We start from the raw sequence: 25,806 nt of genomic DNA, 5'->3' as shown, positions 1-25,806 counted from the left end.
TCGGAAATTAGAAGTTCGGCTGGTCATTGCACGGCCTCAGTCTGACCGTTCGTTGCCTGCGTCCGACGAAGTCTTTCGACCGCCATCAGGACTTTTTCCGGTGTCGCCGGCGCATCGAGTCCGGGAGGGAGCTGATAATCGCCGACACTTGCGACAGCGTCAGATAAGGCCGACAACGCCGAGATTGCCAGCATGAGTGGCGGCTCGCCGATAGCCTTCGAACGATGAATGACGTCTTCACGATTGCGGCCGCTCTCCAGCAGCTTCATCCGGAAATCCTCCGGACGGTCGCTGCAGGCAGGAATTTTGTAAGTCGAAGGTGCGTGGGTGCGCAGACGCCCGTTTTCATCCCAGACCAGCTCTTCGCTCGTCAGCCACCCGTAACCCTGTATGAAGCCGCCTTCGATCTGTCCCAGATCGATCGCCGGATTGATGGAACGGCCCGCATCGTGAAGGATATCGACTCGCAGCAGCTTATGCTCACCGGTCAGACTGTCGATCATCACCTCGGAGACCGCCGCACCATAGGCAAAGTAGTAAAACGGCCGCCCACTCGCGGTTTCGCGATTATAAAAAATCTTGGGCGTCTTGTAGAAGCCGGTAGAAGACAGAGAAACTCGCGCTAGATAGGCTTGACCGATCAGCTCGTCAAAAGTGATTGCCTCATCGCCGATATGCACTTTATTGGCACGGAACCGGACTTCGCTCGGTTTGACGTCGTACTTGCTCGCCGCAAATCCGACGAGACGTTCACGGATCGTACGTGCTGCCGCTTGTGCCGCCTTGCCATTGAGATCCGTTCCAGAAGACGCCGCAGTTGCGGAGGTATTGGGTACTTTACCCGTACTGGAGGCCGTGATCTTGATCCGATCCAGATCAACCTGCAGCTCTTCGGCGACGATCTGTGCCACCTTGGTGAACAAACCCTGCCCCATCTCGGTGCCGCCGTGGTTCAGATGCACGCTGCCGTCCGCATAGATGTGTATCAATGCACCGGCCTGATTGAGATGGGTGGTCGAAAAGGAAATGCCGAACTTGACCGGAGTCAGGGCAATCCCCTTCTTCATCACAGGGCTTTTTGCGTTGAAGGCCCGCGCATCCTCGCGCCGTCGCACATAGTCCGAAGAAACCTCGAGCTCTTCGATGATTTCCGGCAGAACGTTGTCTTCCACGATCATGGAATAGGGTGTCACGTTGCGGCCTTCGCCGCCATAAAGGTTCAGCTTACGCACCTCGAGCGGGTCCTTGCCGAGCGTAAAGGCGATCTCGTCGATGACGCGCTCGATCCCGACCATACCCTGTGGGCCGCCGAAACCGCGAAACGCTGTATTGGAGACAGTGTTGGTCTTGCAGCGATGGGAAGTGATTGTGACATCACCCAGGAAATAGGCGTTATCCGCATGGAACATCGCCCGGTCGCTGATGGCGCCGGAGAGGTCGGCCGACATGCCGCAACGCGAAGCCTGCATGAACTCGATTGCCTCGATCCGCCCCTCATCGTCAAAGCCAACGTCGTAGTCAATCTGAAAGTCGTGGCGTTTTCCGGTCATGGTCATGTCGTCGTCGCGGTCGACACAGAACTTGGCGGGACGTCCGGTCCGAACGGCGGTCAGCGCGGCGATGGCGGCAAAGAGGGCAGACTGGGTTTCCTTGCCACCGAAACCACCACCCATCCGGCGTACGTCTACCGTCACCGCATTGGAGGGACGGCCGAGCACACGAGCGACATTGTGTTGGACTTCACTCGGATGCTGGGTGGAGCACCAGACCTGCACGTCTCCGTCCTCAGCAGGGATCGCCAGCGACACCATGCCCTCCAGATAGAAGTGGTCCTGACCACCGACCTGTAGAGTGCCGCTCAAACGGCGTTTCGCACGATCGAGTGACGCCTTTGAATCGCCACGCCGGATCACGTGATCCGGCAGCACGAAGCTCTTTTGCTCGAGCGCGTCTTCGACGCTCAATACCGGTGCCAAATCCTCATATTCGACCTGTGCCAGGAGTGCCGCGCGCCGGGCTTGCTCGCGAGTTTCGGCGGCGACGGCGAAGATCGACTGCCCGATAAATTCGACTTTTCCGTCGGCAAATACCGGATCGTCATGAATTACCGGGCCGACATCGTTTTCACCGGGAATGTCCTCGCCGGTTAAGACCGCTACGACACCCGGCGCCTGACGAACCAAAGACAGATCCATGGAGATAATCTTCGCGTGCGCCCGTGCCGACTGACCGCAGGCAAGATGGAGAAGTTGGGCGGGCTGCGGTATGTCATCGACGTAGATCGCTTCGCCAGTCACATGCTTGTGGGCGGAGTCGTGCTTCAGTGCGCGATGCACACCGCCTTGAATGCTTTCGGAGTCGGTGATTGGTGCCGGTGCAACAGTGCGGGTGTCAGGCATGAGCCAACTCCTTGTCGCCGACCAGTCGGGTTTCGGCGGTGTCGCCCGAGGTTTCCAGGAAAAACTTAAGCAGCAGATTTCCGGCAACGGTCCTGCGGTAGTCGCTGCTGGCCCGCATGTCGCTCATAGGCGCGAAGTCGCTTTCCAGAGCAGCCATCGCCGCCTCAACCGAATTTCGTGTCCAGGCCTTACCGGTCAGTGCCTCTTCGCAGGCCGTGGCACGCTTGGGTGTTGCCGCCATGCCGCCGAAACCTGTGCGGAACGATTTGACCGTTTCACCTTCCAGCACTAACGCAAAGGCTGCGCAGACCGCAGAGATGTCCTGGTCGAACCGCTTGCTGATCTTGTAGCACCGCAGTTTGGTGGCAGGTTTTCGCTTCGGCAAAATAATGCTTTCCAGGAACTCGCCGGGTGTCAGGTCGGTCTCGCGATAAGCATGGAAGAATTGATCCAGGGGTATTTCACGACGCTCGCCGCCGCGCCGCAGGACAATACGTGCCCCGGCGGCAATCAACACTGGCGTGGAATCCCCGATCGGAGAGGCGTTGGCGATGTTGCCGCCAATGGTACCGCTGTTGCGAATCTGAACCGAACCCAACCTGCGGATCAGTTCACCGAAGTCCGGGTACTCTCCGGCAAGAATACGTTGAACCTCTGTATAGGTCGCGGCGGCACCGATCTCGACGGTGTCTTCGGTCTCACGAACCTCATGAAGCTCAGCAACATCGCCGGTGTAAATCACTGTCTCGAGGATCTGATGCTGCTTGGTCACCCACAAACCCACATCCGTCCCGCCTGCCAGTATGCAGGCATCCGGATAGGCCATCACCAACTCAGCCAGTTGATCAGCCGTCGTCGGCGCGAAGTATTTGCGCCCTTCGTGAGTCAAACTCAAGGTTTGACCATCTCTCAAACCGTCCAAGGCCTGGATGGTTTCCGCCGAACGCCGGTCGAACTGATCCGTCGTTCCATAGTTGCGCATCGTCTGTGCGGCCTGGACGATCGAGCCATATCCGGTGCAACGGCAAAGGTTTCCCGCAAGGGAATCGTTGATTCCCGGACGATCCCAGCCAGCCTTACCGGCCCTATCATCATGGAACATCGCAAAAAGTGACATGACAAAGCCGGGCGTGCAGAAGCCGCATTGCGAGCCATGACACTCGATCATGGCTTGCTGAACCGGATGCAATGCCTCTGTGTCGCTGCCGTCCCGCAGCCGTAACTTCAGATCCTCAACGGTGATGAGCTGCTTGCCATGCAGGGTTGGCACAAACTGTATGCAGGCATTGACCGCCCGGTAGCTCAATCTCTTTTCACCATCCAGCTCGGCGAGCACCACCGAACAGGCGCCGCAGTCGCCTTCTGCACAGCCTTCTTTCGTGCCGCAACGACCTGCTGTATCTCGCAGGTATTCCAGGACGGTCATGGTGGGATTGACTTCCCTCAACTCCTGGAGCTCATCGCCCATCAAAAATCGAATAGTGTCAGCCTTTTCCGCAGTCATGGCATCACTCTCAAGGCAAGATCAAAGATCAGCGTGGGCTTGCTAAAAATGTTAGGCACGACCAATTCAGCTCCCACGGTAGGTTGAATAGCTGTAAGGCGAGACCAGCAGTGGAACATGATAGTGCTGATTGGGGTCGGAAAGACCGACGCGCAATACAATCCGGTCTAAAATCCGCGGCTCTTCAGCCGCACCACAGCGCGCCTCGAAGTAACTTCCGGCCATAAAATGGAGCTCGTAGGTGCCTTTGACAAATGCAACGCCCTCGAGCAGGGGTTCGTCACAACGACCATCGTCATTCGTAACCGCTGTCTTGATTAGAATCCGCTCGGCGACACCATTTGCGGGCTGCTCATAATAGAGCGCTAGCGAAATGCCGGCCCCCGGAACCCCGTCGGCAGTGTTCAAGACATGCGTTGTCAAACGGCCCATTCGCCTTCTACGGGAGCGCCGGAACGCTCCGCCTCCATAGTAAAGCCTTGTTCACATACGGCGATTTTTTATTTAGCGCCATTTTCGGCGCGGGCTTTCGCTCAGTAATTTATGCCATGTGAATTTAACAGTGTCTACATATCTCACAGAAATTGAATACATAGAAGACGTTTTTTGTATACTTTCATTCGATAAAATTTGAAAGCGCCTCAAATTATTAAAGCGGGTAGCATCGAATTTGGTAGTAAACCGGCAATTGTCGACGCAATACAAGCCGGTCTAACCGTGCGCCACCAGATCCCTGTTGAGTTTCGCAGGCGCAAGAAGTACGATTTTCAATGTCATTGTATACAATAAATTGAATCGATTACATTTTGTGGAAGCGCGGCATGACATCGAGCGAACACACAACAAGTGAAGACCTCCGTGGTGTCGGCATTCGCGGCCGCAAAGCGGGTTTCAGCGAAGACCAGATCTATGGTCAGATTTTCGACGCGATCATCGAGCAGCGTCTTGCCCCAGATACCAGACTGGCAGAGGACAAGCTGTGCGATATTTTCAATGTCAGTCGGACCGTCGTTCGAAAAATCCTGCAACGCCTGGCTTATGAAAAGATCGTGCAAATTCGGCCGAACCGAGGCGCTGCCGTTGCCAATCCATCGGTTAAGGACGCGCACGAAGTGTTCGAGGCGCGCCGGGCCATCGAAGGTGCGATCGTGCGCACAGCGAGCGCGGTGATCAGTCCATCGGAGTTGGAAAGCCTGCGCCGGATCGTAGCGGAAGAAGAAGCCTGCATGACACGGGGCGACCGGACTGGCTGGATTCGCCTGTCAAACCGCTTCCATCTTCAACTGGCCGAAACCTCCGGTAATGAGACGCTATTGAGCTTTCTCAGGGAACTGTTGTCACGAAGCTCTCTGGTCGTAGCCAGATATGATTCTACGAGCCGAGCGATCGGCTCCCCCGCAACACACGGCAAGCTCGTCGACGCAATGGCAAGCGGCGATGACGACAAGGCCGCCCAGGCGATGGCAGCACACCTGGATCATTGCGAAGCACAATTGAACCTGGACGGCGAGGAACCACCGATCGACCTGCATACAGTATTTGCCGGCGTAACGAAGAAATAAACCGGGCCGGCATCACGCCAGTTCGAGAACAATCCAAGCTGAGAGCAAGACAAGAAAAAAGGAGGCAAACGCCCCCTTTTTCGATCACAGATCAGCATCTGATGCGTCGGTTGGTCGACGACCGCCGCCAACGACTCTCAGGAAAATCAGGTATCCAGGAAGCTGCGCAATTTCCGCGAACGGCTCGGATGCTTCAATTTACGCAATGCTTTTGCTTCGATCTGCCGGATGCGTTCACGGGTAACCGAGAACTGCTGACCGACCTCTTCCAGGGTATGGTCGGTATTCATGCCGATACCAAAGCGCATGCGTAGTACACGCTCTTCCCGCGGGGTCAGACTAGCGAGAACCCGGGTCGTGGTTTCACGCAGATTTGCCTGAATGGCTGCATCCAGGGGAATAACCGCATTCTTGTCCTCAATGAAATCGCCAAGATGGCTATCCTCTTCGTCGCCGATCGGCGTCTCCAGAGAAATCGGCTCCTTAGCGATCTTCAGGACCTTGCGGACTTTTTCCAGCGGCATTACCAGGCGTTCAGCAAGCTCTTCGGGAGTCGGCTCGCGGCCGATTTCGTGCAGCATCTGCCGGCTGGTCCGCACAAGCTTGTTGATCGTCTCAATCATGTGCACAGGGATACGGATGGTCCGGGCCTGATCCGCGATCGATCGCGTGATAGCCTGACGAATCCACCAAGTAGCGTAGGTCGAGAACTTATAACCGCGGCGGTACTCAAACTTATCGACCGCCTTCATCAGGCCGATATTACCTTCCTGAATGAGATCGAGGAACTGTAGGCCACGGTTGGTATATTTCTTAGCGATGGAGATCACGAGTCGCAAGTTGGCTTCGACCATTTCGGTCTTCGCCTTGCTGGCTTCGCGCTCGCCGGTCTGCACGGTCTTGACGATCCTGCGGAATTCGCCGATTGGCAGGCCGGTCAGGTCGGCAATCTCGGACACACGCGATCGAATGGAGACGATGTCATCGGCGTGACGCTCAGAGAATGAAGCCCAGCCTTTGCCCGGCATGGTCTTGATCCGCTCGGTCCAGGTCGGGTCCAGTTCGTGCCCGAAATATTCGTCCAGGAACTGGCTGCGGTTTACGCCGCGCTTTTCCGCCATGCGCAGAAGCTTGCCCTCAAGCCCGACCAATCCACGGTTCAAGCCGTAAAGCTGATCGACCAGCTGCTCCAGCCGATTGTTGTTGAAGTGCACGCCCTCCATCAGATCAACGAGCTCGGACTTCAACTTCTCGAACTTCTTCTCCGTCGCCGAGGCCGCTTTTTCACCCTTCTGAAGGCTTAGAAGACGCTTCTCCTGAACTTTGGAGAGCTTTTTGTAGGTGTCTGCAATCTCTTCCAGCATCTCAATGACGACGGGCAGCAGAGCCTGCTCCATGGCGGCCAGAGAAATATTGTTTTCCTCTTCCTCCTCATCGTCGCCATCAGCGTTGCCGTTGGTTTCGCCTTCTGCGCCACCTTCTCCAGTTGCCGCACCCTCGCCGTCGGCGTCCGATGCGCCCTCTTCCTTAGGCTTAGCTGCATCTCCCACCTTGGCGGCATCGCCGGCCTTGGCGGTTGCCTCTTTCAGCGCTTCAGCCACCTTTGCGGCGGGCGCGTCAGCCGCTGCACCGGCATCCGCGGTTTCGCCCTCTGCAGATTCGCCGTTTTCGCCGCCTTCTTCGTCATCGCCCGTGATCTCCTCGACCGAGGGGCCCGAGCCATAGGTGGCATCCAAATCGATGATGTCACGGAGCAGCATACGGCCTTCAATCAGCGACTCGTGCCATTCCAGCAGAGCGCGAATGGTCAGGGGGCTTTCACAGATCCCGCCGATCATCTTTTCGCGGCCGGCCTCGATGCGCTTCGCGATCGCGATTTCGCCTTCGCGTGACAGCAGTTCAACCGAACCCATCTCACGCAGGTACATTCGAACCGGATCGTCGGTACGGCCAATGTCATCGTCGTTCAGATTGCCGGTCGCACGCGAAGAGCTCTCAGAAGCCTCTTCATCCGCGGGCGCTTCTTCCTGCTCTTCATTCTCAATGACGTTGATGCCCATTTCGGACAACATCGCCATGGTATCTTCAATCTGTTCGGAAGACATCTGATCCGGTGGCAAGACCTGGTTCAGTTCGTCATAGGTGACGTAACCGCGCTCCTTGGCCTTCTGGATCATCTTCTTAACCGACGCAGACATACCGTCCATCAGCGGTCCATCGGCCGCTTCTTCGCGCGTCTCAGTTGCTTCGGCGCTTTCGGTTGCCTTACTCGCCATACGGTTTCTTACCCCATACCTTAATTACGCGGCGCTCCCCCCGAGCGGCCGACGTGTGTCCATGCACCAGTTAATCTATTTCGCTTGATCCCGCGGCCGTCACGCGATCGAGATCGATCGTTCGACCCTCGTCCTCATGCCCGAGCGCTTGCTTTGCCCGTATACGCGCGAGGTGATCTTCGCTCATATCCACCGCCAGTTGCCGTGCGGCCTCCTCGGTATCTGCAGCTGCCTGCCGCTCCCGAAACACCGCAAGAACATGGCCAATACCCTCGCGGGCCGCCAGGGAATCCGTGGCGGGGCGAGCGAATTTTCCATGCACATAGACGTCTGAGCTCAAAAGTTCACCCAGAAGCCCTGAATACCCTTGTTCGGAGAGGTGGCACTTCAGAGCATCAGTGTCAAGATCTGGTTCACGTGCAATTGCATCGACCAAGACCTGACGGAAGTGATCGAGATCCGCAGATTCCAGCTTCAGAACGGCCATATCCTCAGCATAATCCAGCAAAACGGCGGGATGATTAACCAGGGTTGCGAGGAGAACCTGATCTTGACGGCGCCGCAAAAATTCTGGCGACTGCAATGCACCGATCCGCATCGTGGTTGATTGACTGCCCCAAGTACCACGGCGGTCACCGTAGCTGCCTTTGGTGCCTCCGCCGCTCCACTTTCCGCCGCCCCCTCGATTACTCCCCCAATTTCCGCCCCGATTTCCGCCGCCGTCGCGCTGTCGGGCGGAGAATCCGCCGGAAGAACTATGTCCGAAGGCCTGCTGCACGCGATGATCCATTTCGCGGCCATATTCAGCCTTCAAATCCGGGTCGCCGATCTGCGCGACGGTTTTGCGTAACTCAACACGCAACGCGGCCCGGTCTTCGGGTGAATTCAATGGCTTGTCACCGACAGTCATGAGCCAGACAACGTCCGCAAGAGGCTGCGCGCTGTCCAGAACCTGCCGAAAGGCGGTTGCGCCACGGCTATTGACGAGGCTGTCGGGATCTTCGTTAGCTGGCAGTACGGCAAATCCCAGCGACCGGCCGGGTTTCAGCAGCGGCAAGGCCCGCGCAGCCGCGCGAAAACCTGCCCGCTGGCCCGCGGCGTCGCCGTCCAGGCACATGGTCGGACGCGAAGCCATCCGCCAAAGCTCCTCAATCTGCTCCTCGGTCACGGCGGTTCCCAGGGGAGCGACCGCCGCAGGAAAACCGGCCTGAGCCAAAGCCACGACATCCATGTAGCCTTCGACCACAATCACCTCGCCAGTGTCGTGAGCGGCCTGACGGGCGCGCGCCATGTTGTAGAGCACCCGTCCCTTATGGAACAGAGTGGTTTCGGGGGAATTCAGATACTTAGCCTTTGAATCGCCCAATGCCCGGCCGCCGAACGCAACAACCCTTCCGCGCCGGTCTGTGATGGGGAAAATGATCCGATTGAAGAAATAGTCCCGGAGATCCTGCGGACCGCGCGCGGGTCCATCATCAGGTTCCGGACGCTTCATCAGGCCCGCATCGACCAGTTGATCGTCATCATACCCACGCGCATTCATCGCTTTGCGCAAGGCGCCACGGCTATCCGGAGCAAATCCGAGACGGAAGACAGCCGTCGTCTCAGGAACCACGCCACGACGCTCAAGGTACGCACGCGCATCTGCGCCCTCTGGCGCATAGAGCCGTTCTTGAAACCAGCCGGTCGCCGCATCCAGCACTTCGTACAGATCAGCGCGCTTTTGCGCAGCCTCTCGGTCCATTGGAGTCGAAACGGGCAGTTGAAGACCAGCCTCAAGCGCCAGCTTTTCCGCAGCTTCGGGGAAGACCAGGCCCTCGCTCTGCATCACGAAACCGATCACGTCACCATGAGCGCCACAGCCGAAGCAATGATAAAAGCCCTTGTCTTCGCTGACCGTGAAAGAGGGAGACTTCTCGCTGTGGAAGGGGCATAGGCCGGAATGTTCCCGCCCGCGCTTAACCAGCTTAACCTTTCGCCCCACAACATCCGCCAGCGAAACGCGGGCGCGAATTTCGTCAAGAAATTCAGTGGAGAGGGTCATAGCTTTGGAACGCCTTCGCTGTTCATCGGCGCCAATCTCGCGGCAAGCGGTCTATCTTAGCAAAAGACTGTGCGCCATGTCAGCGACGCAGCTTCATCCCCGCGATTACTTAAGAGCTTCGCGGATAAATTCTGCGGGGCAGATTCAGGCGAGCAGTTCCTTAACGATGGCACTGGCCTTGCCAAAGTCCATTTGGCCGGCGAAGCGCTGCTTCAGCTCGCCCATGACTCGTCCCATGTCCTTTATGCTAGAAGCATTGAGCTCAGCAACCACAGTGTCGATCGCAGCTCGCATTTCGGTTTCGCCCAGGGCCTGCGGCAGGAACCGCTCGATCACAGTGATTTCATTGGCTTCCCGCTCGGCAAGCTCGTCGCGCCCACCCTTGGTATACATCTCAATGGAATCACGACGCTGACGAACCATCTTTTGCAGCATCTCAAGAATCTCGTCCTCAACAATGCCGTCGTTCTCGCCTTTACCGCGTGCCGCGATATCACGGTCTTTTAACGCCGCCAAAATCAGACGAAGCGTGGACACGGCAAGGCTATCCTGCGACTTCATCGAGTCTTTAAGGGCATCGTTTAAACGGCTACGCAACATGCGTTTTGCTCCAGCGGATCGGGAAAGGCGCAGAGCCTAGCCGATAGACTCAGAAAATGCAAAAGATCCTGAATTTTATAACTATCTGTTTTTATTGAATTTTTATAGTCGTCTTCCACTTGACCCAATAGGACCTTTCCCGTAAACAAAGGCCGCGATTATTGGCGGTCGCGCAAATTTGCTGACAACCGCTCCGTATCGCCCAGATCAAAGCTTCGATCGACCGCAGTTTCATCGGTGATGATCCCTGCGTAAATCTGAAAGACGTGCCGTCATGCCGCAAACACAAATTGAATCGCCCCCGTCGGATGAGACCGGGGCCAGTCTTTCTGCACGTCCCGTGTCTGGGCAATCTGCATCCACCCCTCTATCCCGACAGCAACCCAGCGGGGCAACCGCCGCATTGGTGCTTGCCGACGGCACAGTCTTTTGGGGTAAGGGCCTTGGGGCAACCGGCACCGCGGTCGGCGAAGTCTGTTTCAATACTTCGATGACCGGCTACCAGGAAATAATCACTGATCCTTCCTACGCCGGGCAAATCATTACCTTTACCTTTCCGCATATCGGCAATGTTGGGACCAATCCGGAAGACATTGAGACCACGACGCCCGCCGCCCGCGGTGTTGTCATCCGCATGGACGTGACCGAACCGTCAAACTGGCGCGCAGTTCAGCATCTCGATGCCTGGCTGAAATCGCAGAACCTCGTGGGCATTGCCGGCGTCGATACCCGCGCACTGACCCGCCGCATCCGCGATCTCGGCGCCCCGCAAGGCTGCATCGCACATTCCGCGGACGGCAATCTGGCGATCGACGACTACAAATCCGAAGCATCTGCCTGGGCCGGGTTGGAGGGGATGGACCTTGCTGCTGAAGTGACAACGCGGCAAACCTATAGCTGGGACCAGACCGGCTGGTCGATCGCCGATGGTTACGGCAGTCTCGCGCATGCCAAGCATCACGTCGTGGCGGTCGACTATGGAGCCAAACGTAACATCCTGCGTTGCCTTGCGTCGGAGGGATGCCGGGTCACTGTCGTGTCCGCTTCCGCAACCGCAGAAGAAATCTTAAGCCACGAGCCGGACGGCATCTTCCTTTCAAACGGGCCAGGCGATCCAGCTGCAACCGGACTCTACGCAGTTCCCACGCTTCGGGCCCTGCTTGACAAAAACCTGCCTGTTTTCGGTATCTGCCTGGGGCATCAGATCCTGGCACTGGCGCTGGGCGCAAAAACTCACAAAATGCACCTGGGCCACCGTGGCGGGAACCATCCGGTCAAGGACCTGACCACCGGAAAAGTCGAGATCACAAGTCAGAACCACGGTTTCGTCGTCGACGCCAAGTCCCTTCCAGACGGGGTCGAGGAAACACACATTTCTCTCTTTGACAAAACCAACGAGGGCCTGCGCGTCAAAGACCGGCCGGTCTTTTCGGTGCAGTACCATCCGGAGGCCAGCCCGGGACCACAGGACAGCCACTATCTCTTCAAACGCTTCGTTAACCTGTTGGACGAGCGCGCGCAGAAGACCTGACAACCCGACTCCTGCAACGCAGACGTCAATCGGAAGCCGACTGGAACGCCAGCGGAACTAGCTAAGATGCCCAAACGCACAGACATTAACTCGATTCTCATCATCGGCGCCGGCCCGATTGTTATCGGTCAAGCCTGCGAATTCGATTACTCCGGCGCTCAGGCCTGTAAGGCACTGAAGGAAGAGGGGTATCGCGTTGTCCTGGTGAATTCCAATCCAGCCACGATCATGACCGACCCCGGCCTGGCCGACGCAACCTACATTGAGCCGATCACTCCCGAAGTCGTCGAGAAAATCATCGCAAAAGAAAAGCCGGACGCGCTTCTGCCGACCATGGGTGGACAAACCGCGCTCAATACCGGTCTGGAGCTCGCCCGCCGCGGCATTCTTGAGCGCCACGGAGTCGAGATGATCGGTGCCAAGGCCGACGTCATCGAAAAGGCGGAAGACCGACTACTGTTTCGCGAGGCAATGGACAAGATCGGTCTCTCCAGCCCACGCTCGCGCGTGGTCAGGACACTGGATGAAGGCGTTGCGGCGCTGGAATTCGTCGGTCTGCCCGCGATCATCCGCCCCTCCTTCACGTTGGGCGGCACCGGCGGCGGCATTGCGTACAACCGAGATGAATTCGAGGAAATCGTTTCGGGTGGCCTCCGCGCGTCACCCGTTACCGAAGTCCTGGTCGAACAATCTGTCCTCGGGTGGAAAGAGTACGAGATGGAGGTCGTGCGCGACTGCGCTGACAACTGCATCATCGTCTGCTCGATTGAAAACGTCGATCCCATGGGTATTCACACCGGCGACTCGGTCACCGTGGCTCCTGCCCTGACCCTGACCGACAAGGAATACCAGATCCTGCGCGATGCCTCGCTGGCCTGCCTGCGGGAAATCGGCGTGGACACAGGCGGCTCCAACGTGCAGTTCGGGCTCAATCCCGAAACCGGTGAGTTGGTGGTCATCGAGATGAACCCACGGGTCTCGCGATCCTCGGCTTTGGCGTCCAAAGCAACCGGATTTCCGATCGCCAAGATCGCCGCCAAGCTCGCCGTCGGCTACACCCTCGACGAGTTGGACAACGACATCACCAAGGTCACTCCGGCCTCCTTCGAGCCGACCATCGACTACGTGGTCACCAAGATCCCGCGCTTCACCTTCGAAAAGTTTCCCGGCTCCGATCCCTATCTTACGACCTCCATGAAGTCGGTCGGCGAAGCAATGGCGATCGGCCGCTCCTTTGCTGAATCCCTGCAAAAAGCTCTGCGCTCCATGGAAACCGGTCTGAATGGTCTCGACGAGGTCGAAATCCCCGGCGCCATCGGCCTGGAAGGCGCCGTCGACTTTGAAGCTATCCACAGTCATCTGACCAAACCAACACCAGACCGCCTGCTGACCATCGCCCAGGCGCTGCGTCACGGCATGTCAGTGGAGCAGGTTTTCGCCGCCACAAAATTCGACCCCTGGTTCATTCGTCAGGTCGAGGATCTGGTCGTCAGAGAATCCGCTCTGAAGACCCACGGTCTGCCCGAGGAGCGGCAGGAGCTTCTGCGCCTGAAGATGCAGGGCTTTTCAGACGCGCGTCTCGCGGCCTTGACCGGAAAGAGTGAGGCGGCGGTTGCGGCCCGGCGGCGCAGCCTTGAGGTGACGCCGGTCTACAAGCGCATCGATACTTGCGCAGGCGAGTTTCCTTCGGCGACACCCTATATGTATTCGACCTATGAAGGTGACGGTATACAGGCCGCCGATTGCGAATCTGATCCAACCGAGCGCGATAAGGTGATGATACTGGGTGGTGGCCCGAACCGGATCGGCCAGGGCATCGAATTCGATTACTGTTGCGTCCATGCGGCCTATGCCCTCAGCGACGCAGGGATCGAGACGATCATGGTGAACTGCAATCCGGAAACCGTGTCCACCGACTACGACACCTCAGACCGCCTCTACTTCGAGCCCCTGACCGCGGAAGACGTCGTTGAAATCGCACGGGTCGAACAACGCAAAGGCAAGCTGAAGGGTGTGATCGTACAGTTCGGCGGCCAGACTCCGCTGAAACTTGCGCAGGCGCTGGAAGAGGCTGAGATCCCCATTCTCGGTACTTCGCCGGAAGCCATCGATCTCGCCGAGGACCGGAAACGGTTCCAGCAGCTGCTGCAGGACCTGAAACTGAGGCAGCCGAACAACGGCACCGCCTCCAGCCGCGACGAAGCCCACGCCGTGGCCGAACGCATTGGCTTTCCGATCGTTATCCGCCCCTCTTATGTGCTCGGCGGCCGGGCCATGGAGATCGTCCACGATGCGGCCCAGCTGGAACGCTATATCGCGACGGCGGTCAAGGTGTCCGGCGAGAACCCGGTCCTAATCGACAGCTACCTGCGTGATGCCACCGAAGTCGACGTGGATGCAGTCTCGGACGGTGCGACGGTCTATATCGCCGGGATCATGGAGCATATCGAGGAGGCCGGAATTCACTCCGGTGATTCTGCCTGTGCCCTGCCCCCACATACTCTGGCGAAGGACATCGTCGAGGAAATCTGCCGGCAAACCGAGAAACTTGCGCTCGGGCTGAAGGTCGTCGGCCTGATGAATGTGCAGTTCGCCGTTCAGAACGGCGACATCTATATCCTGGAAGTCAACCCGCGCGCCAGCCGGACCGTACCCTTCGTCGCCAAAGCCACCGGCGTTCCCATTGCCAAAGTTGCAGCCCGCGTCATGGCCGGAAGCAAACTGGAAGAGTTCGAGCTGAGTCACGGCAGTGTTGGTCAAGTCAAAGACGGTCATGTTGCCGTCAAGGAAGCGGTTTTTCCGTTCGCGCGTTTCCCCGGTGTCGATGTTATGCTGGGCCCGGAAATGCGTTCAACTGGCGAGGTCATGGGGCTCGACAGTTCCTTTGATCGCGCGTTCCTGAAAGCACAGATCGGGTGCGGCGCACCGCTGCCAGAGGAAGGCACCATCTTCATCTCCGTGAAGGACGGCGACAAACTGGCAATGAAACCGGTTGCCAAAGCTCTGATCGACCTCGGTTACAAGATCATCGCCACCCACGGTACCGCCGCCTATTTCGCCGAGCAGGGCCTTGAGATCCAAGGGGTCAATAAAGTCCGTGAAGGCCGTCCGCATATCGTGGATGCCATGATGTCCGGCGAAGTTCAGCTGGTGTTCAATACGACCGAGGGCGCCAAGGCCATTGCCGACAGTTTTGAGCTGCGCCGCGGTGCGCTCAACAACTCAATCCCCTACTATACGACGGTGGCCGGCGCGGCCGCAGCAGTGCAGGCAATTAATGCGATGAAAGCTGGTCAGCTTGATGTTGCGCCGCTACAGTCTTATTTTAGGAGTTCGTTTTAGCGCGATCCATTTGATAGACGCGCGAACTTTCTTCAAACCTTGTTGGATAAGTTAGGTGGCGGACGTACGCCCATGAGCGAAAGATTCCCGATGAGTGCAGACGGACTGAACCGTCTGCAGGATGAGTTGAGACAGTTGAAAACCGTTGAACGGCCGGCAATCATCCGCGCAATCGCCGAGGCCCGTGAGCACGGCGATCTTTCCGAGAACGCCGAGTATCATGCAGCCCGCGAACGCCAGAGCTTTGTCGAAGGCCGCGTGATGGAGCTCGAAGATAAGATCTCGCGAGCGGAAGTTATTGATGTTTCAAAACTTTCCGCCGACACGGTCAAATTCGGCGCGACAGTGACGATGGTCGATGAAGACACCGAGGAAGAGCTGAAATACCAGCTGGTTGGTGACGTCGAGGCCGACGTGAAGCAGGGGCGCCTGGCGATCAGCGCGCCGTTAGCCCGTGCGCTAATCGGCAAGGAAGTCGGTGACTCGGTCGAACTGAGCACGCCGGCGGCTGAAAAAAGCTACGAAATTCTCTCCATCGAATATATCTGATGCCGGGGCTGCGGCCCCTGCTCAGTGAGCTCGTAATCTTGGGTACGACCTGAGGTTTACACCGTCTTTTAGACGGCAATTTGTCGCGGCAAAAGTTCACCGTAACATCGCTTGCCATTGCAGACGAAGTCATTGCACCTTCGTCTGTTGAGCCAGGCACGTCGCCAGAGCTTTCCCGGCAACTCCACCCTACCAGACGCCTATTCTTCTACCGGCTCCAGGCCGGATTCGAGATCTATCGGCACACCCGGGCGCCACTTCGATGTCCGGATCACCTGGATCGTCTGAACCGTGACCACGTGCGGAAGCGCGGTCAGGCGTGTGGTCAACTCATTCTCGTGCGCCGTATTACGGGCGACCAATTTAAGGACAAAATCGTGCGGCCCGCGCGCCATATTGCACTCGCGCACTTCGCGCCAGTCATCCAGGGTCGCTTCGAATTCCGCAAGCACGGCTTCGGACTGGCTGTCGAGCCCGACCAGCGCAAAAAAGCTGACCTCAAAGCCCAGTTCCTCGGAATCCAGTTCTGCATGATAGCCGCGGATATAACCGGCTTCCTCCAGCGCACGGACACGCCGCAGACAGGGAGGCGCGGAAATTCCAGCACGGCGCGCCAGTTCCACGTTGGTGATCCGACCGTCTTCTTGGAGATCCTGTAGGATCCGCAGATCGATCCGATCGAGCTTTACCCGGCGCATAGGCCATCCTTTAGAACTAATTTCAGCTCATACCAATGATCGTCAATAACGATCATTGGTATTACTCACTCGCAGTTTCGCGCAACAATATTACCCAGCAGGGTTCATTACGCAAGCCCGCAAGGGGCCTTCCATAAGCAGAAGTGATGGCGCAGGCGTACTGTCTTTTCGAGCGACAGCGGCAGGATGCCGCCCTTACTCCCGAGGCTTGCTCCAGCCGCGCCAAGGGGCGATAGTCGCGCGCCACGAGATGAAGATTCCATGACGCAGAAACCTCAATCCAGTCCCGCCGAAACACGCGGAAACAATCCAAACCAGTCTGTCCCAGGCGATCCGGCCCCGACCTGCTGGGCGCTCAGCGAGGGGCATGCGGGCATGGAAATCCAGGCGGTGGCACTGGCCCGCGCCCTGGGCCTGGAGCCGGTCATCAAGCGGGTCAGGATTCGCAAACCCTGGCGCTGGATCCCGCCACGCTTCCTGCCACTGCCGCTTTCGGGACCCGGTCCCGGGGGCGACGCCCTCGCGCCGCCCTGGCCCGATGTGATCATCACCTGCGGCCGGCAGGTGGTCGCGCCCGCCGCCGCAATCCGGCGCGCATCGAAGGACCAGGGAAAGAGCTCGACCTTCGCAATCCACATCCAGGACCCGAAGGTGCCCTTCGGCTGGTTCGACGTGATCGTCGCCCCGGAACACGATCAGGTCTCGGGCCCCAACGTGATCACGGGGCGCGGCGGCATCAACGGCATCACACTGGAGCGCCTGGCCCAGGCTGCGGAGGAATTTGCCCCGCTCTACGCCCACCTGCCCCGCCCGCTGATTGGGGTGATCATCGGCGGCAGCAACCGGGTCTATACAATGGACGGCCCGGTGGTCGAGCGGCTGGCCAGGCAACTGGCGGAGCTGGCCGAAGCCAATGGCGCCGGACTGGCGGTTACGCCCTCACGCAGGACGGGCGCGGAGAACGAGGCGACCCTGCGCCGGACGCTGGCGAATACGCCGGCCAAGATCTGGGACGGCGAAAACGCCAATCCCTACTTCGGCATTCTCGCTCTGGCTGACGCCTTCATCGTGACCTGCGATTCCGTCAACATGGTTTCGGAAGCTGCCACCACCGGCAAGCCGGTGCATGTTGTGGAACTGGAAGGCGGCTCGGCCAAGTTCCGGCGCTTTCATGAGTCTCTGCGCAAGGACGGCATCACCCGGGCATTCGAAGGCCAACTGGAAAGCTGGGACTATCCGGCGCTTCAGGAAACCAGCCGGATCGCCGCGGAAATCCGCGCGCGCATGCCGGAGGAACTGCGGGCGCGACTCGGCGCCTGATCCGAAGACCACTCGAAAAGTCTGCGGCATTGAGCTTCATCAATTCCGGACGGCGACAAGGTCTCTAAATTCGCTGCGTCCTGTTAGATAGAGGCCCAAGGTTTGATCTTGTGCGTGTTTGATCTTCCGCGTGTTTGATCTTGTGGGGGCCAATCTGTATTGAATTCCTGTGACCGCCGTTCCGCTGCCCGGCTCAGTGCAAACGGCGCCCGGCGGTCCTTGTCCAGACAAAGAGTAGCGTTCCCATGGCCCTGAACATCGAGACCTTCAGCAACGACAAGGGCGGCAACGCCTTCTTCAAAGCAATCGGACATCCCCTCGCCGCGCGTAAGGCCGCCGGCTTCTTCGCCGATCTTGCGACGGGCCCGGTCGCAATCTACGACCCGCTGGGTTTTTCCGGCGCCCTGGGCGAGCTCTACGATCTGTCGGGCCTGAAGGTCACCGAGGCCTACGTGCAGGATCTCTCGGAAATCGGGAAATCGATTCAAGGCCGCGCCGCGCAACCGGTCACCGAGCTGCGCGAGTCCCAGGCGACAAAACTCTTCGTCACCGCCTTCGATGCCGAACGCCTGATCGATCACATCCGCCATCTGGTCCCCGCGGGCATGGAGGTGGTCTCGCTGGATGCCCTGCGCATTCCCGAGGACATGCTGCTGAACAAGCGCAACTACCTGCAGGGCCTGAACTTCGCCACCAACTTCGTGCTGTTCCGGGACGCGGGCGGCCATCACACCCGCCTGGCGACCGCCGACTACTGGTCGGCCTACGGCGCCAAGTCACCGGAGATCTGGTGCTGTTTGATGGATGAGGACGGCGAACCCATCGCCGAATGGCGCGACCCGCTGCCCGGCGCCAACGCTTCGGTCGTGATCGACTCAAAAGACATCCGCGCGCGCTTCGGCCTGCCGGACTTCACCGGCCAGCTCTTCATTCACATCCTGAAGCCCGCCGGCCACGACATCGTCAAGTACGCGCTGGACACCTACGGCGACAGCGATGATGTCCTGTCCTGCACCCACGACGCCAACCCCTGGCCCGCCGACCTCTACGCCGGTCTGCCGGCCCCCAAGGAAGGCGAAAAGGTCGTCCTCTGGGTCCAGAACAGCCACCCCTCGCCGATCCCCGCCGGCTCGGTCGGCCTGAACATGATGGGCAAGGAGGAGATCGTGCGCCTGGAGCGTGAGGTCCCGGGCTTCGGCCTGCTGGCCCTGGACACCGCCGAGCTGCTGCCCGACGCGCGCTGGCCCGAGCAGATCGAGATCCAGTCCGGTAAGCACTTCGTGCGGCCGCGCTATGAGGTCCACGCTCCCGACGGGCGGCAGCGCATCGCCCACGCCAACGTGGAGCGGGTCGATCTGAAACCCGATCCCGGGATTCCGGAACTCGCCAACCTGATGGGCAAGGGCTTCATCCTGCCTGCGCCGCTGCTGCCGACCGACCGCTACCGCTCGATCATGCTGCCGACCCCTATGGCAACCTGCCAGAGCAACATGCCGGTCGCCGCGCTGGTCTACGATCCGGACGGCAAGGAGATCGCCGCCCACCGCTTCGGCAAGCTGCCGCGCGACCACGCCGAGACCTTCGACGCCACGCAAGCGGTGAATGGCGCCCTGGCTGATTCCGGTGCCAATTGGGGCCACATGGAACTGGTCTACGACTTCGCCGAGGGCGGCGAGGCAGACGGCTGGCTGCACGCTCTCTTCCGCTACGAAGACAGCGCGTCCGGCCACGCCGCCGAGACCAGCTTCGGCGCCCATATGTTCAACACGGTCCTGACCTACAAGGGCGAGCCGCAATCCTACGTCGGCCGCCCGCCGGGCCTGAGCAGCCGACTCTTCCTGAGCTTCGGCCCCGCGCCCTACGAAGCCATCTGCCACCTGATCTACCCGGCCTCCACCCCCTGGCACGAAAAGAGCGACACCAAACTGATCCTGCACAACGGCCAGGGCGAAGCGCTGGCGACGCGGGAGGTGCAGATCGCCTGCGGCGGGTCGTTATTGTGGCGGGTGTCGGAGATGTTTGAGGCCGACGAGGTTAGCGCGGCGGGTGAGGACGGCTACGTGCTGATCCGAGACGTGACCTGCAGATTGTTCGGGTACCACGGGCTGGTGAACGGGGAGAGCGCGTTCAGCTTTGATCATATGTTTGGGTTTTGAGGGTTGGGCGGATCGAGGTCTCGCCCGCTATGCCCGCTTTTGAGCTGAGTGGCTCACCTAGCGGGTTAGATTGCCTGTCACTGCGTTATAGAATGTCGATGGGGCCAGATCAGAATTTGTGCAGTATACGTCGGTGGCTGACGCTCAGTTTTGGACCTGACTCCGGTCACACGAAGTAGCGTAAATTTCTTCCGAGCTGCAAAACATCAACGCTCAAATTAAATCGGTGCGCTAACCGCCTTCCCGCTGTTGGAGCAGCCACTCGCGCGGGCCGCAGCCGAAGCGGCGCTCGAAGGCGCGCGCCAGGGCGGTCGGGCTTTTGTAGCCGGTCATAGGCGCGACGGCCTTCAGGGGCCGGCCACGCAGGAGATTTTGCTTGGCAAGCTCCAGACGCAGGGCAGTCAGGTAGTCGCCCGGCGAGGCCCCGACGCTCTGTTTGAAAGCCGCCGCGAAGTTCGAGCGAGACATGCCGGCAATCCGTGCCAGTTCCTCGATGTTCAATTCCGCGGCCGGATCGGCGTGCATGGCGGCGAGAGATCTGGCCAGTTTGGGATCCGCCAGGCCGGCCAGCAGTCCCTTCTCAATCCAGCCCTCGGCGATGCAATGCCGCAGCAGCATGACGATCAGCAGCTCCACGAGCAGGTCGACCGCCGCACGGTGACCGAACGCGGTCGTAAAGGCCTCATCGAACAGGCGCTCGAGCACTGGGCCCAAGCCCGCCAGATCCTCGAGCGGGACGATGAGCGGGTCCGGCAGACCGAGCAGCAGAAACTCGGCCTCGGGGCCCGCATAGCTCAGGCGGGCACAGACCAGTTCACTGCCGGTCCGCTCGTCGGCCTCCAGACGGTGGCCGCGGGCTCGCGAGAAGAGGATGAGGCTTGGCCGTTCGATCTGCACGGCCTCTTCCCCCCGGCTATGCAGCCGGAGCGGCCCGCGGCGCAGCAAGTGCAAATGGCCCTGCGCGCCGTCTTCGCCGAGGTCCGAGGTTCCGCAGAGGGATCCGGAAAAGAAGACGTTTGCGCTGAGGTTGCGGCCGCTGAGCCAGGGAAAAAGATCGGGGTCTTCGGACGAACTGCGTGTTTCTTCGGACAAAAGATCAGACCTGATGGCTTACCTGTGTTCTCGAGGGCGGGCCACGGCGTCACCCACCAGCCTGTGCCCCGCTTATGATAGAATCCTATGGAGGTACCCTAATGTCGTCTGTTTTCAAAGTATTTCGTAACGCTCTTCTCTCCGTCGGCCTGGCTTTCGCCGTCATTCCGGCCAGCGTCCAGGTCGCGAATGCCGCGACTGAAAACAACATTGTCGACGGTTACGCCGTGCACGGCTACGACGTCGTAGCTTACTTCACCGAAGACAAGCCGGTGATCGGTGACGACCGCTTCGTCGCTCAGCATGACGGTGCAACTTATCGTTTCGCCAGCGCGGCCAACCGCGACAAGTTCGCCGGCGATCCGGGCAAGTACGCGCCGAAGTACGGCGGCTACTGCGCTTTCGGTCTCGCCATGGGCCGGAAGTTCGACGGCGATCCTAATGCCTGGAAGATCGTTGACGGCGAGCTCTACCTGAACCTCAACAAGAAGATCCAGGCGCGCTGGGTAAAGGACATCCCGGGCTTCGTCAAGGGTTCCGAGAACAACTGGCCGATCGTCCGCAGCGTTGCAGATGCCTCGCTCGAATCCTCCCCGCCGGAGGGCCTGACCATCGGCGCTCAGTAAACTCTGAGGCACCGAGAACGGTATTTGTCATGCGGCACCTGTCTGGTGCCGCATGATGATGCCCCCGGGAGGAATTCCGGGGGCATTTTACGTTGTTCCAAAATGCGGATGGGGAAATACCGACAACCCCGAATGCGCGAGGAAACAAGACTGCGCGATCAGGCAAAGAACCTTAGTTGTATACAGTATCTCTGAATTGATTCCGGCTAAAATTATAATCGTGCCTCCCGCGTCTGAGGCAAGACACCGGGCTTCGTCATGATTAAAATCTAAAAACCGCGCGCGGTTTCCGATTTGGGGTTTTGGGAGATCGAGGGCCTCAAGCTGAAGGTCTACGGACTGCTGGCGGAAGGGCAGAAAATCAGCACCGAAATGGTGACGCGCGGGCAGAGCTTCGTTCGCGAAGAGGTGCTGCCGGTGGTCGCCGCGGAAGGCGACGACGACGGCCTGGGCTTCGTGATCCTCCACCCCGGGGATCTAGGCGTTTCGACATCCGTGCATTGGTGGATCCAGGGCTCGGTGCTCTGTCAGCAGATTCACCAGCAGCTCTACGGCGTGCTAAGCCCATGGACATCAGGACGCGGCCTGTCGTGGCCCGCGTGTGGGAACTGGCGCTGATCAACGCCGAACAGGATACCGGCTCCCGCTCGCGGCTTCCGATGCCTTCTGAGTGATCCTTTTTTCATATGTAGACATATAATTTTCTTGACTGACGCAACCCGTTAAGAGAGTATCGGGGAATTCGAATACGCGAAATTTGAGGGCTTTTAGCCCCGCGGGCTGATGCCCCGAACGCAATATTAAATTGCAGATTCAAAGACCTTGACCTGACTTCATTCAGCCGTTTGGCCACAGGGATGAACGGGAGATGATTCAGGTCAAATTATTGAGGGGCCAGTTGGAAGCTTATTTCAGCTTCGCGTTCCAACAGCCTGGTTCGCAGACCAAGCGGACGAACACAACGTCCCCGGACTACCTCCAACGCCAGTTGGAGTAGGACATATTACCCGGTGGGAGCCGGGGGAAGGAGATTGGAAATGACGACACCGAATATACCCACGGCCGCGGCGGCGGCAAGAAACAACAGTATCGTCGCGGCGAGAGAGAACAATAATGCTGTGCTCAACGCAAACGCGGCTTACAGCATTAAAGTCTATCGCCCAACCTCTGTCGGACCGGGCGGCGGTTTCTTCAATCAAGGCTATATGGAATTTCAGCATGGCGCATTGCGGATCAACACGCCCTGCTGGTGGAGCAAAAAGCGCGTCGATCCGGGCGTCTATATCGCCACCGCCACACGCATGGACAACCGTCTTGATGGGCGAACGAAGGATGGAAATGGGATTACGAAGAGAGAAGGTATCTTTCTGCTAAGGAAAATCTCCTTCGGGGCACATAACATCGTGCAGGATCTTCCAGATGTGGCGCCTCTCACCGCCACTCCGCTCCCCGCCAACAATGGCACGACGACTGCCGATGGGGTATTCATTCACAAAGGCAAAGAACCAGAAAATTCTATCGCTTGCATCGTGGCTGACGAAAGCCAGGTCTTCAATATCTGGAACACTGTTCTTCCCAAAAACGAAGAGAACGTGATTGTCTACGTGTATGATTACGAACCAGTCGGCGACGGACCAATGTTTCAAATGTGACGTTCGTTTGCGTAATCGATTTTTAAGGGGTCTGGTCCGAATATTTGCATAAAAAATCAACACGATTAGGCAATATCGAACCTGCCCCTTAGATCATACGAGCGCTACAGGGGAGAAGATCTCTGTCAGCCGAATTGAACCGCAACGGCCTCCCATAGGGCGGTGCTAGTTCTGTTTCATGTCCCCCTTGAGCTGGAGAATGTACGGCGTGAGCAGCGGTGCGACGAGGTCCCCTCGCAGATACGTCTGAAAGTGGTTCAGACCTGACAATGGAACGAAATCTCCATTGGACAATCCGGAGGCAGCCCTTCTCACCTTCTCAAAATACAGCACATCTTCGCTGCCGGCGAACAATCGGCAACGCCTGGTTATCGTCGGTAGAACACTCGAGATATCAGGCCGGTCATTGGCGACGACCGCGCGCAAGGCCTCGACGTCGTTGCTCAGAAGCCTGTCACGTGTCGACGGTGTCAGAGGCCCGGCCGAAGCCTCGATGACTTTAAGCCATGCATCCAGCCCGTCTTTAAAAATATTGCGGTAAAATTCTGTGCTCGAAAAATAGGGGTGATGTCCGCCCATCATGAAAGCGTGAATTCGCTCTGGTGCGTGCCTGGCTATTTCAAACCCGATACGACAGCCCAATGAATAGCCGCAGTAACAGACTCGCGCGAGATCAAGACTGTCCAGCACAGCCAGAACGTCGCTTGCCATCAACTTCAAATCATAGGCAGCGGTATCATGGGGCTTGTCGCTCTCGCCGTGGCCACGCGCCTCAATCATGATGAGCTGATAATCATTCTTCAGCTGTTCCACATACCCGAATTCGTACCAGCTCTCCATGCTGTCGCTCAAGCCATGCTGAAGCACCAGAGGCGACCCCTTGCCCTCGACCTCGTAGTGAATGCGGACACCGTCATTGGAAACGAATGGCATTTGGATTTCTCCTTGTCCAAAAACGCCATTCTCCCACCCCGGAGTCCCCGAAGCGTCCCCTGGCGGCGATCGTTGTTTCTGCGATCATCCCCTTAGAGGGTATTCAGCGCCTTCAGCTTCCAGGTCAGTGGTCAGGGTGGTTTTCTGCATCCGGCAATTGCGGATCGAAGAATAAGAGGCCCGTCGTTCGACCGGTACCTCGGGTTGGTTTATGTACTTGCCGGAGGTGCATTGTCGTTTCGACGAGTGTCTGGAACTAAAGACGGAAGGCGATGACGACGGAACCGCCCAACCCGGCAGCCTATCTGAAAACCTGCGCGAATACGGCAGCCTGGCAAGATCTTGACTTACTTCTTGCGGCCCGCGCCAAGGAAGCAATCGCCAAACATCTCCGAGTCTTTTAAGGCTCCCGCATTCCCAAACCTACAAATTTGCATGATCACTTTGCGGTTTCGCGGGTTCAAGTCCTGAAAAATTAGGTGTACCACGAGACTCAAGTGCAACGCGTCTGCGCGGAATATCGTTGCCCGCGCGTATATCAAGCGATTCTAAGGCATTTTAACAGAGGTTGGGATGCAGGTGATGCGGCAAGGCGCCCATTCAGGCGCAAGAGGAGCCGAATTTAAAAAGTGGAAATAGCAAAAGATTTTTAGTTTGGAGCGCTGTATCCGCGCTGCTCTAGAGCGTTTACGTAAAGGTTGATTCAAAAAACCGCTGCCTCTCAGTCAACAGGTAGCCGATTTCGAAAACCTAATTCGAGGTTCGGTGGATCAGGGAAAACGCAAAACGCTATAGAGCGCGGAACAGGCCCACGCTCCGCTCATATTCGAATTCACAACATCAGGGCGCAGGTGGCGTTTTGACAAACAACGGAATGGAACTATGGAAGTCAGAGAATTGATTTTAGTACATTTTCAGAATTTTTTATCGGTGCTGTTCGGCCTGGCATTGTTCGGGATGTTGGCCACCCCTCATCAAGTGGATGCTGCCGTTATTCTGCAGGACGAAGGCACTATCACTGCTCAGATCGAATTTTCCGAACCGCTTGGCCAGTCTTTTGTCGCCGAAGACGCGCTGGTGAGCTTCGCCTTTTGGTACCGCGAGTTAAATCTGGGCTCTCCGAACGATCCTTTGGAGTTCCGGCTTTACGATGGTGCCGGGACCGGCGGCCCACTGCTCTTCAGCCACGGCTTCGGTCTGGCTGAGGATTTCGATGCGTTTTATAATGTCGACTTGAGTTCAGTGGCGCTGACCATTGGGCAGACCTACACAGCGGCGGCTTTCATTCCCGGCGGCAGTGAACGTTGGGGCCTGCGGTTATCGCGAGATGATCCCTATGCCAGCGGGCAAATGCTCGCCGACAGCAACGTTCCCGGATGTGGAGTCGATAATGCCGGATGCGACTTGAGATTCAGAGTCACACCGCGGACCGTCTCCGTCCCCGAACCGGGCTCGCTGGCCATCCTGAGTCTCGGCCTTGTAGGGTTCGGCGTTGCCCGGCGGCGTCGGGCGATCTGAGTAG

General features: G+C 58.4%; 21 protein-coding genes. 11 read left to right on the top strand and 10 right to left on the bottom strand.

Going from position 1 to position 25,806, the window contains the following annotated elements:
- Positions 1-23: 23 nt before the first annotated feature.
- The 3 genes from xdhB to uraH all read right to left on the bottom strand — a co-directional run bounded on the left by xdhB (position 24) and on the right by uraH (position 4,335).
- Positions 24-2,399, bottom strand: coding sequence for a xanthine dehydrogenase molybdopterin binding subunit (xdhB, locus tag QMZ18_RS11575; RefSeq protein WP_282606454.1), 2,376 nt, complete (start codon positions 2,397-2,399; stop codon positions 24-26).
- A complete protein-coding gene (gene xdhA / locus QMZ18_RS11570; RefSeq protein ID WP_282606453.1) occupies positions 2,392-3,903 on the bottom strand; it encodes a xanthine dehydrogenase small subunit in 1,512 nt (503 codons plus the stop codon). Before xdhA ends, xdhB begins: the two co-directional genes overlap by 8 nt.
- Before the next feature lie 66 nt (positions 3,904-3,969).
- Positions 3,970-4,335 (bottom strand): hydroxyisourate hydrolase, encoded by a 366-nt coding sequence (uraH, locus tag QMZ18_RS11565; protein WP_282606452.1) that lies wholly within the window; start codon positions 4,333-4,335, stop codon positions 3,970-3,972.
- Positions 4,336-4,724: 389 nt separating this feature from the next.
- Between uraH and QMZ18_RS11560 the strand changes: the two genes are divergently transcribed.
- Positions 4,725-5,465, top strand: a complete 741-nt coding sequence (locus QMZ18_RS11560) for a GntR family transcriptional regulator (protein ID WP_282606451.1) — start codon at positions 4,725-4,727, stop codon at positions 5,463-5,465.
- A gap of 146 nt (positions 5,466-5,611) precedes the next feature.
- Here the strand turns inward: QMZ18_RS11560 and rpoD are convergent, their stop codons facing one another.
- The 3 genes from rpoD to QMZ18_RS11545 form a co-directional block, all read right to left on the bottom strand.
- Complete coding sequence (gene rpoD, locus QMZ18_RS11555; protein ID WP_282606450.1) at positions 5,612-7,741, bottom strand: RNA polymerase sigma factor RpoD; 2,130 nt, start codon at positions 7,739-7,741, stop codon at positions 5,612-5,614.
- Positions 7,742-7,811: 70 nt separating this feature from the next.
- Complete coding sequence (gene dnaG / locus QMZ18_RS11550; protein WP_282606449.1) at positions 7,812-9,785, bottom strand: DNA primase; 1,974 nt, start codon at positions 9,783-9,785, stop codon at positions 7,812-7,814.
- 144 nt (positions 9,786-9,929) lie between these two features.
- Positions 9,930-10,385 (bottom strand): GatB/YqeY domain-containing protein, encoded by a 456-nt coding sequence (locus QMZ18_RS11545; protein WP_282606448.1) that lies wholly within the window; start codon positions 10,383-10,385, stop codon positions 9,930-9,932.
- Positions 10,386-10,659: 274 nt separating this feature from the next.
- Here QMZ18_RS11545 and carA point away from each other — a divergent pair, with 274 nt between their 5' ends.
- The 3 genes from carA to greA all read left to right on the top strand — a co-directional run bounded on the left by carA (position 10,660) and on the right by greA (position 15,807).
- Complete coding sequence (gene carA / locus QMZ18_RS11540) at positions 10,660-11,916, top strand: glutamine-hydrolyzing carbamoyl-phosphate synthase small subunit (RefSeq protein ID WP_282606447.1); 1,257 nt, start codon at positions 10,660-10,662, stop codon at positions 11,914-11,916.
- A gap of 66 nt (positions 11,917-11,982) precedes the next feature.
- On the top strand, positions 11,983-15,258 hold the full coding sequence (gene carB / locus QMZ18_RS11535) for a carbamoyl-phosphate synthase large subunit (RefSeq protein WP_282606446.1): 3,276 nt from the start codon (positions 11,983-11,985) through the stop codon (positions 15,256-15,258).
- A gap of 72 nt (positions 15,259-15,330) precedes the next feature.
- Positions 15,331-15,807 (top strand): transcription elongation factor GreA, encoded by a 477-nt coding sequence (gene greA, locus QMZ18_RS11530; RefSeq protein ID WP_282606445.1) that lies wholly within the window; start codon positions 15,331-15,333, stop codon positions 15,805-15,807.
- A 200-nt stretch (positions 15,808-16,007) separates the two neighbouring features.
- On the opposite strand, the gene QMZ18_RS11525 is transcribed toward greA, so the two are convergent.
- Positions 16,008-16,505: an Lrp/AsnC family transcriptional regulator gene (locus QMZ18_RS11525; protein ID WP_282606444.1), complete on the bottom strand. Its 498-nt coding sequence runs from the start codon at positions 16,503-16,505 to the stop codon at positions 16,008-16,010.
- A gap of 107 nt (positions 16,506-16,612) precedes the next feature.
- Entirely contained in the window at positions 16,613-16,768 is a 156-nt protein-coding gene (locus QMZ18_RS11520; protein WP_282606443.1) for a hypothetical protein, read from the bottom strand.
- Between QMZ18_RS11520 and QMZ18_RS11515 the strand changes: the two genes are divergently transcribed.
- Both QMZ18_RS11515 and QMZ18_RS11510 read left to right on the top strand, forming a co-directional pair.
- Positions 16,767-17,825, top strand: a complete 1,059-nt coding sequence (locus tag QMZ18_RS11515; RefSeq protein ID WP_282606442.1) for a mitochondrial fission ELM1 family protein — start codon at positions 16,767-16,769, stop codon at positions 17,823-17,825. The genes QMZ18_RS11520 and QMZ18_RS11515 overlap by 2 nt on opposite strands.
- 245 nt (positions 17,826-18,070) lie before the next feature.
- Positions 18,071-19,981, top strand: a complete 1,911-nt coding sequence (locus QMZ18_RS11510) for a hypothetical protein (RefSeq protein WP_282606441.1) — start codon at positions 18,071-18,073, stop codon at positions 19,979-19,981.
- A 231-nt stretch (positions 19,982-20,212) separates the two neighbouring features.
- Here QMZ18_RS11510 and QMZ18_RS11505 read toward each other — a convergent pair whose 3' ends face one another.
- Positions 20,213-21,073 carry an AraC family transcriptional regulator gene (locus QMZ18_RS11505; protein ID WP_282606440.1) on the bottom strand — a complete coding sequence of 287 codons (861 nt, stop codon included), beginning with the start codon at positions 21,071-21,073 and terminating at the stop codon, positions 20,213-20,215.
- 101 nt (positions 21,074-21,174) lie between these two features.
- Between QMZ18_RS11505 and QMZ18_RS11500 the strand changes: the two genes are divergently transcribed.
- The 3 genes from QMZ18_RS11500 (at position 21,175) to QMZ18_RS11490 (ending at position 23,351) form a co-directional block, all read left to right on the top strand.
- On the top strand, positions 21,175-21,699 hold the full coding sequence (locus tag QMZ18_RS11500; RefSeq protein WP_282606439.1) for a YHS domain-containing (seleno)protein: 525 nt from the start codon (positions 21,175-21,177) through the stop codon (positions 21,697-21,699).
- A 294-nt stretch (positions 21,700-21,993) separates the two neighbouring features.
- The gene (locus tag QMZ18_RS11495) at positions 21,994-22,317 is read left to right on the top strand and encodes a hypothetical protein (protein WP_282606438.1); all 324 of its coding nucleotides are present in this window, start codon (positions 21,994-21,996) and stop codon (positions 22,315-22,317) included.
- Positions 22,318-22,736: 419 nt separating this feature from the next.
- On the top strand, positions 22,737-23,351 hold the full coding sequence (locus QMZ18_RS11490; protein WP_282606437.1) for a hypothetical protein: 615 nt from the start codon (positions 22,737-22,739) through the stop codon (positions 23,349-23,351).
- Positions 23,352-23,516: 165 nt separating this feature from the next.
- Here QMZ18_RS11490 and QMZ18_RS11485 read toward each other — a convergent pair whose 3' ends face one another.
- A complete protein-coding gene (locus QMZ18_RS11485) occupies positions 23,517-24,284 on the bottom strand; it encodes an alpha/beta fold hydrolase (protein WP_282606436.1) in 768 nt (255 codons plus the stop codon).
- A 272-nt stretch (positions 24,285-24,556) separates the two neighbouring features.
- On the opposite strand from QMZ18_RS11485, the gene QMZ18_RS11480 reads away from it, so the two are divergent.
- The gene (locus tag QMZ18_RS11480) at positions 24,557-24,688 is read left to right on the top strand and encodes a hypothetical protein (protein ID WP_282606435.1); all 132 of its coding nucleotides are present in this window, start codon (positions 24,557-24,559) and stop codon (positions 24,686-24,688) included.
- A 478-nt stretch (positions 24,689-25,166) separates the two neighbouring features.
- Positions 25,167-25,802: a PEP-CTERM sorting domain-containing protein gene (locus QMZ18_RS11475; protein WP_282606434.1), complete on the top strand. Its 636-nt coding sequence runs from the start codon at positions 25,167-25,169 to the stop codon at positions 25,800-25,802.
- The last annotated feature ends 4 nt before the right edge of the window (positions 25,803-25,806 follow it).

Source organism: Pelagibius sp. Alg239-R121, from assembly GCF_947331435.1.
Taxonomy (GTDB): domain Bacteria; phylum Pseudomonadota; class Alphaproteobacteria; order Kiloniellales; family Kiloniellaceae; genus Denitrobaculum.
The sequence above is the reverse complement of the archived record's forward strand: the minus strand, read 5'-3'. Positions and strand labels throughout refer to the sequence as shown.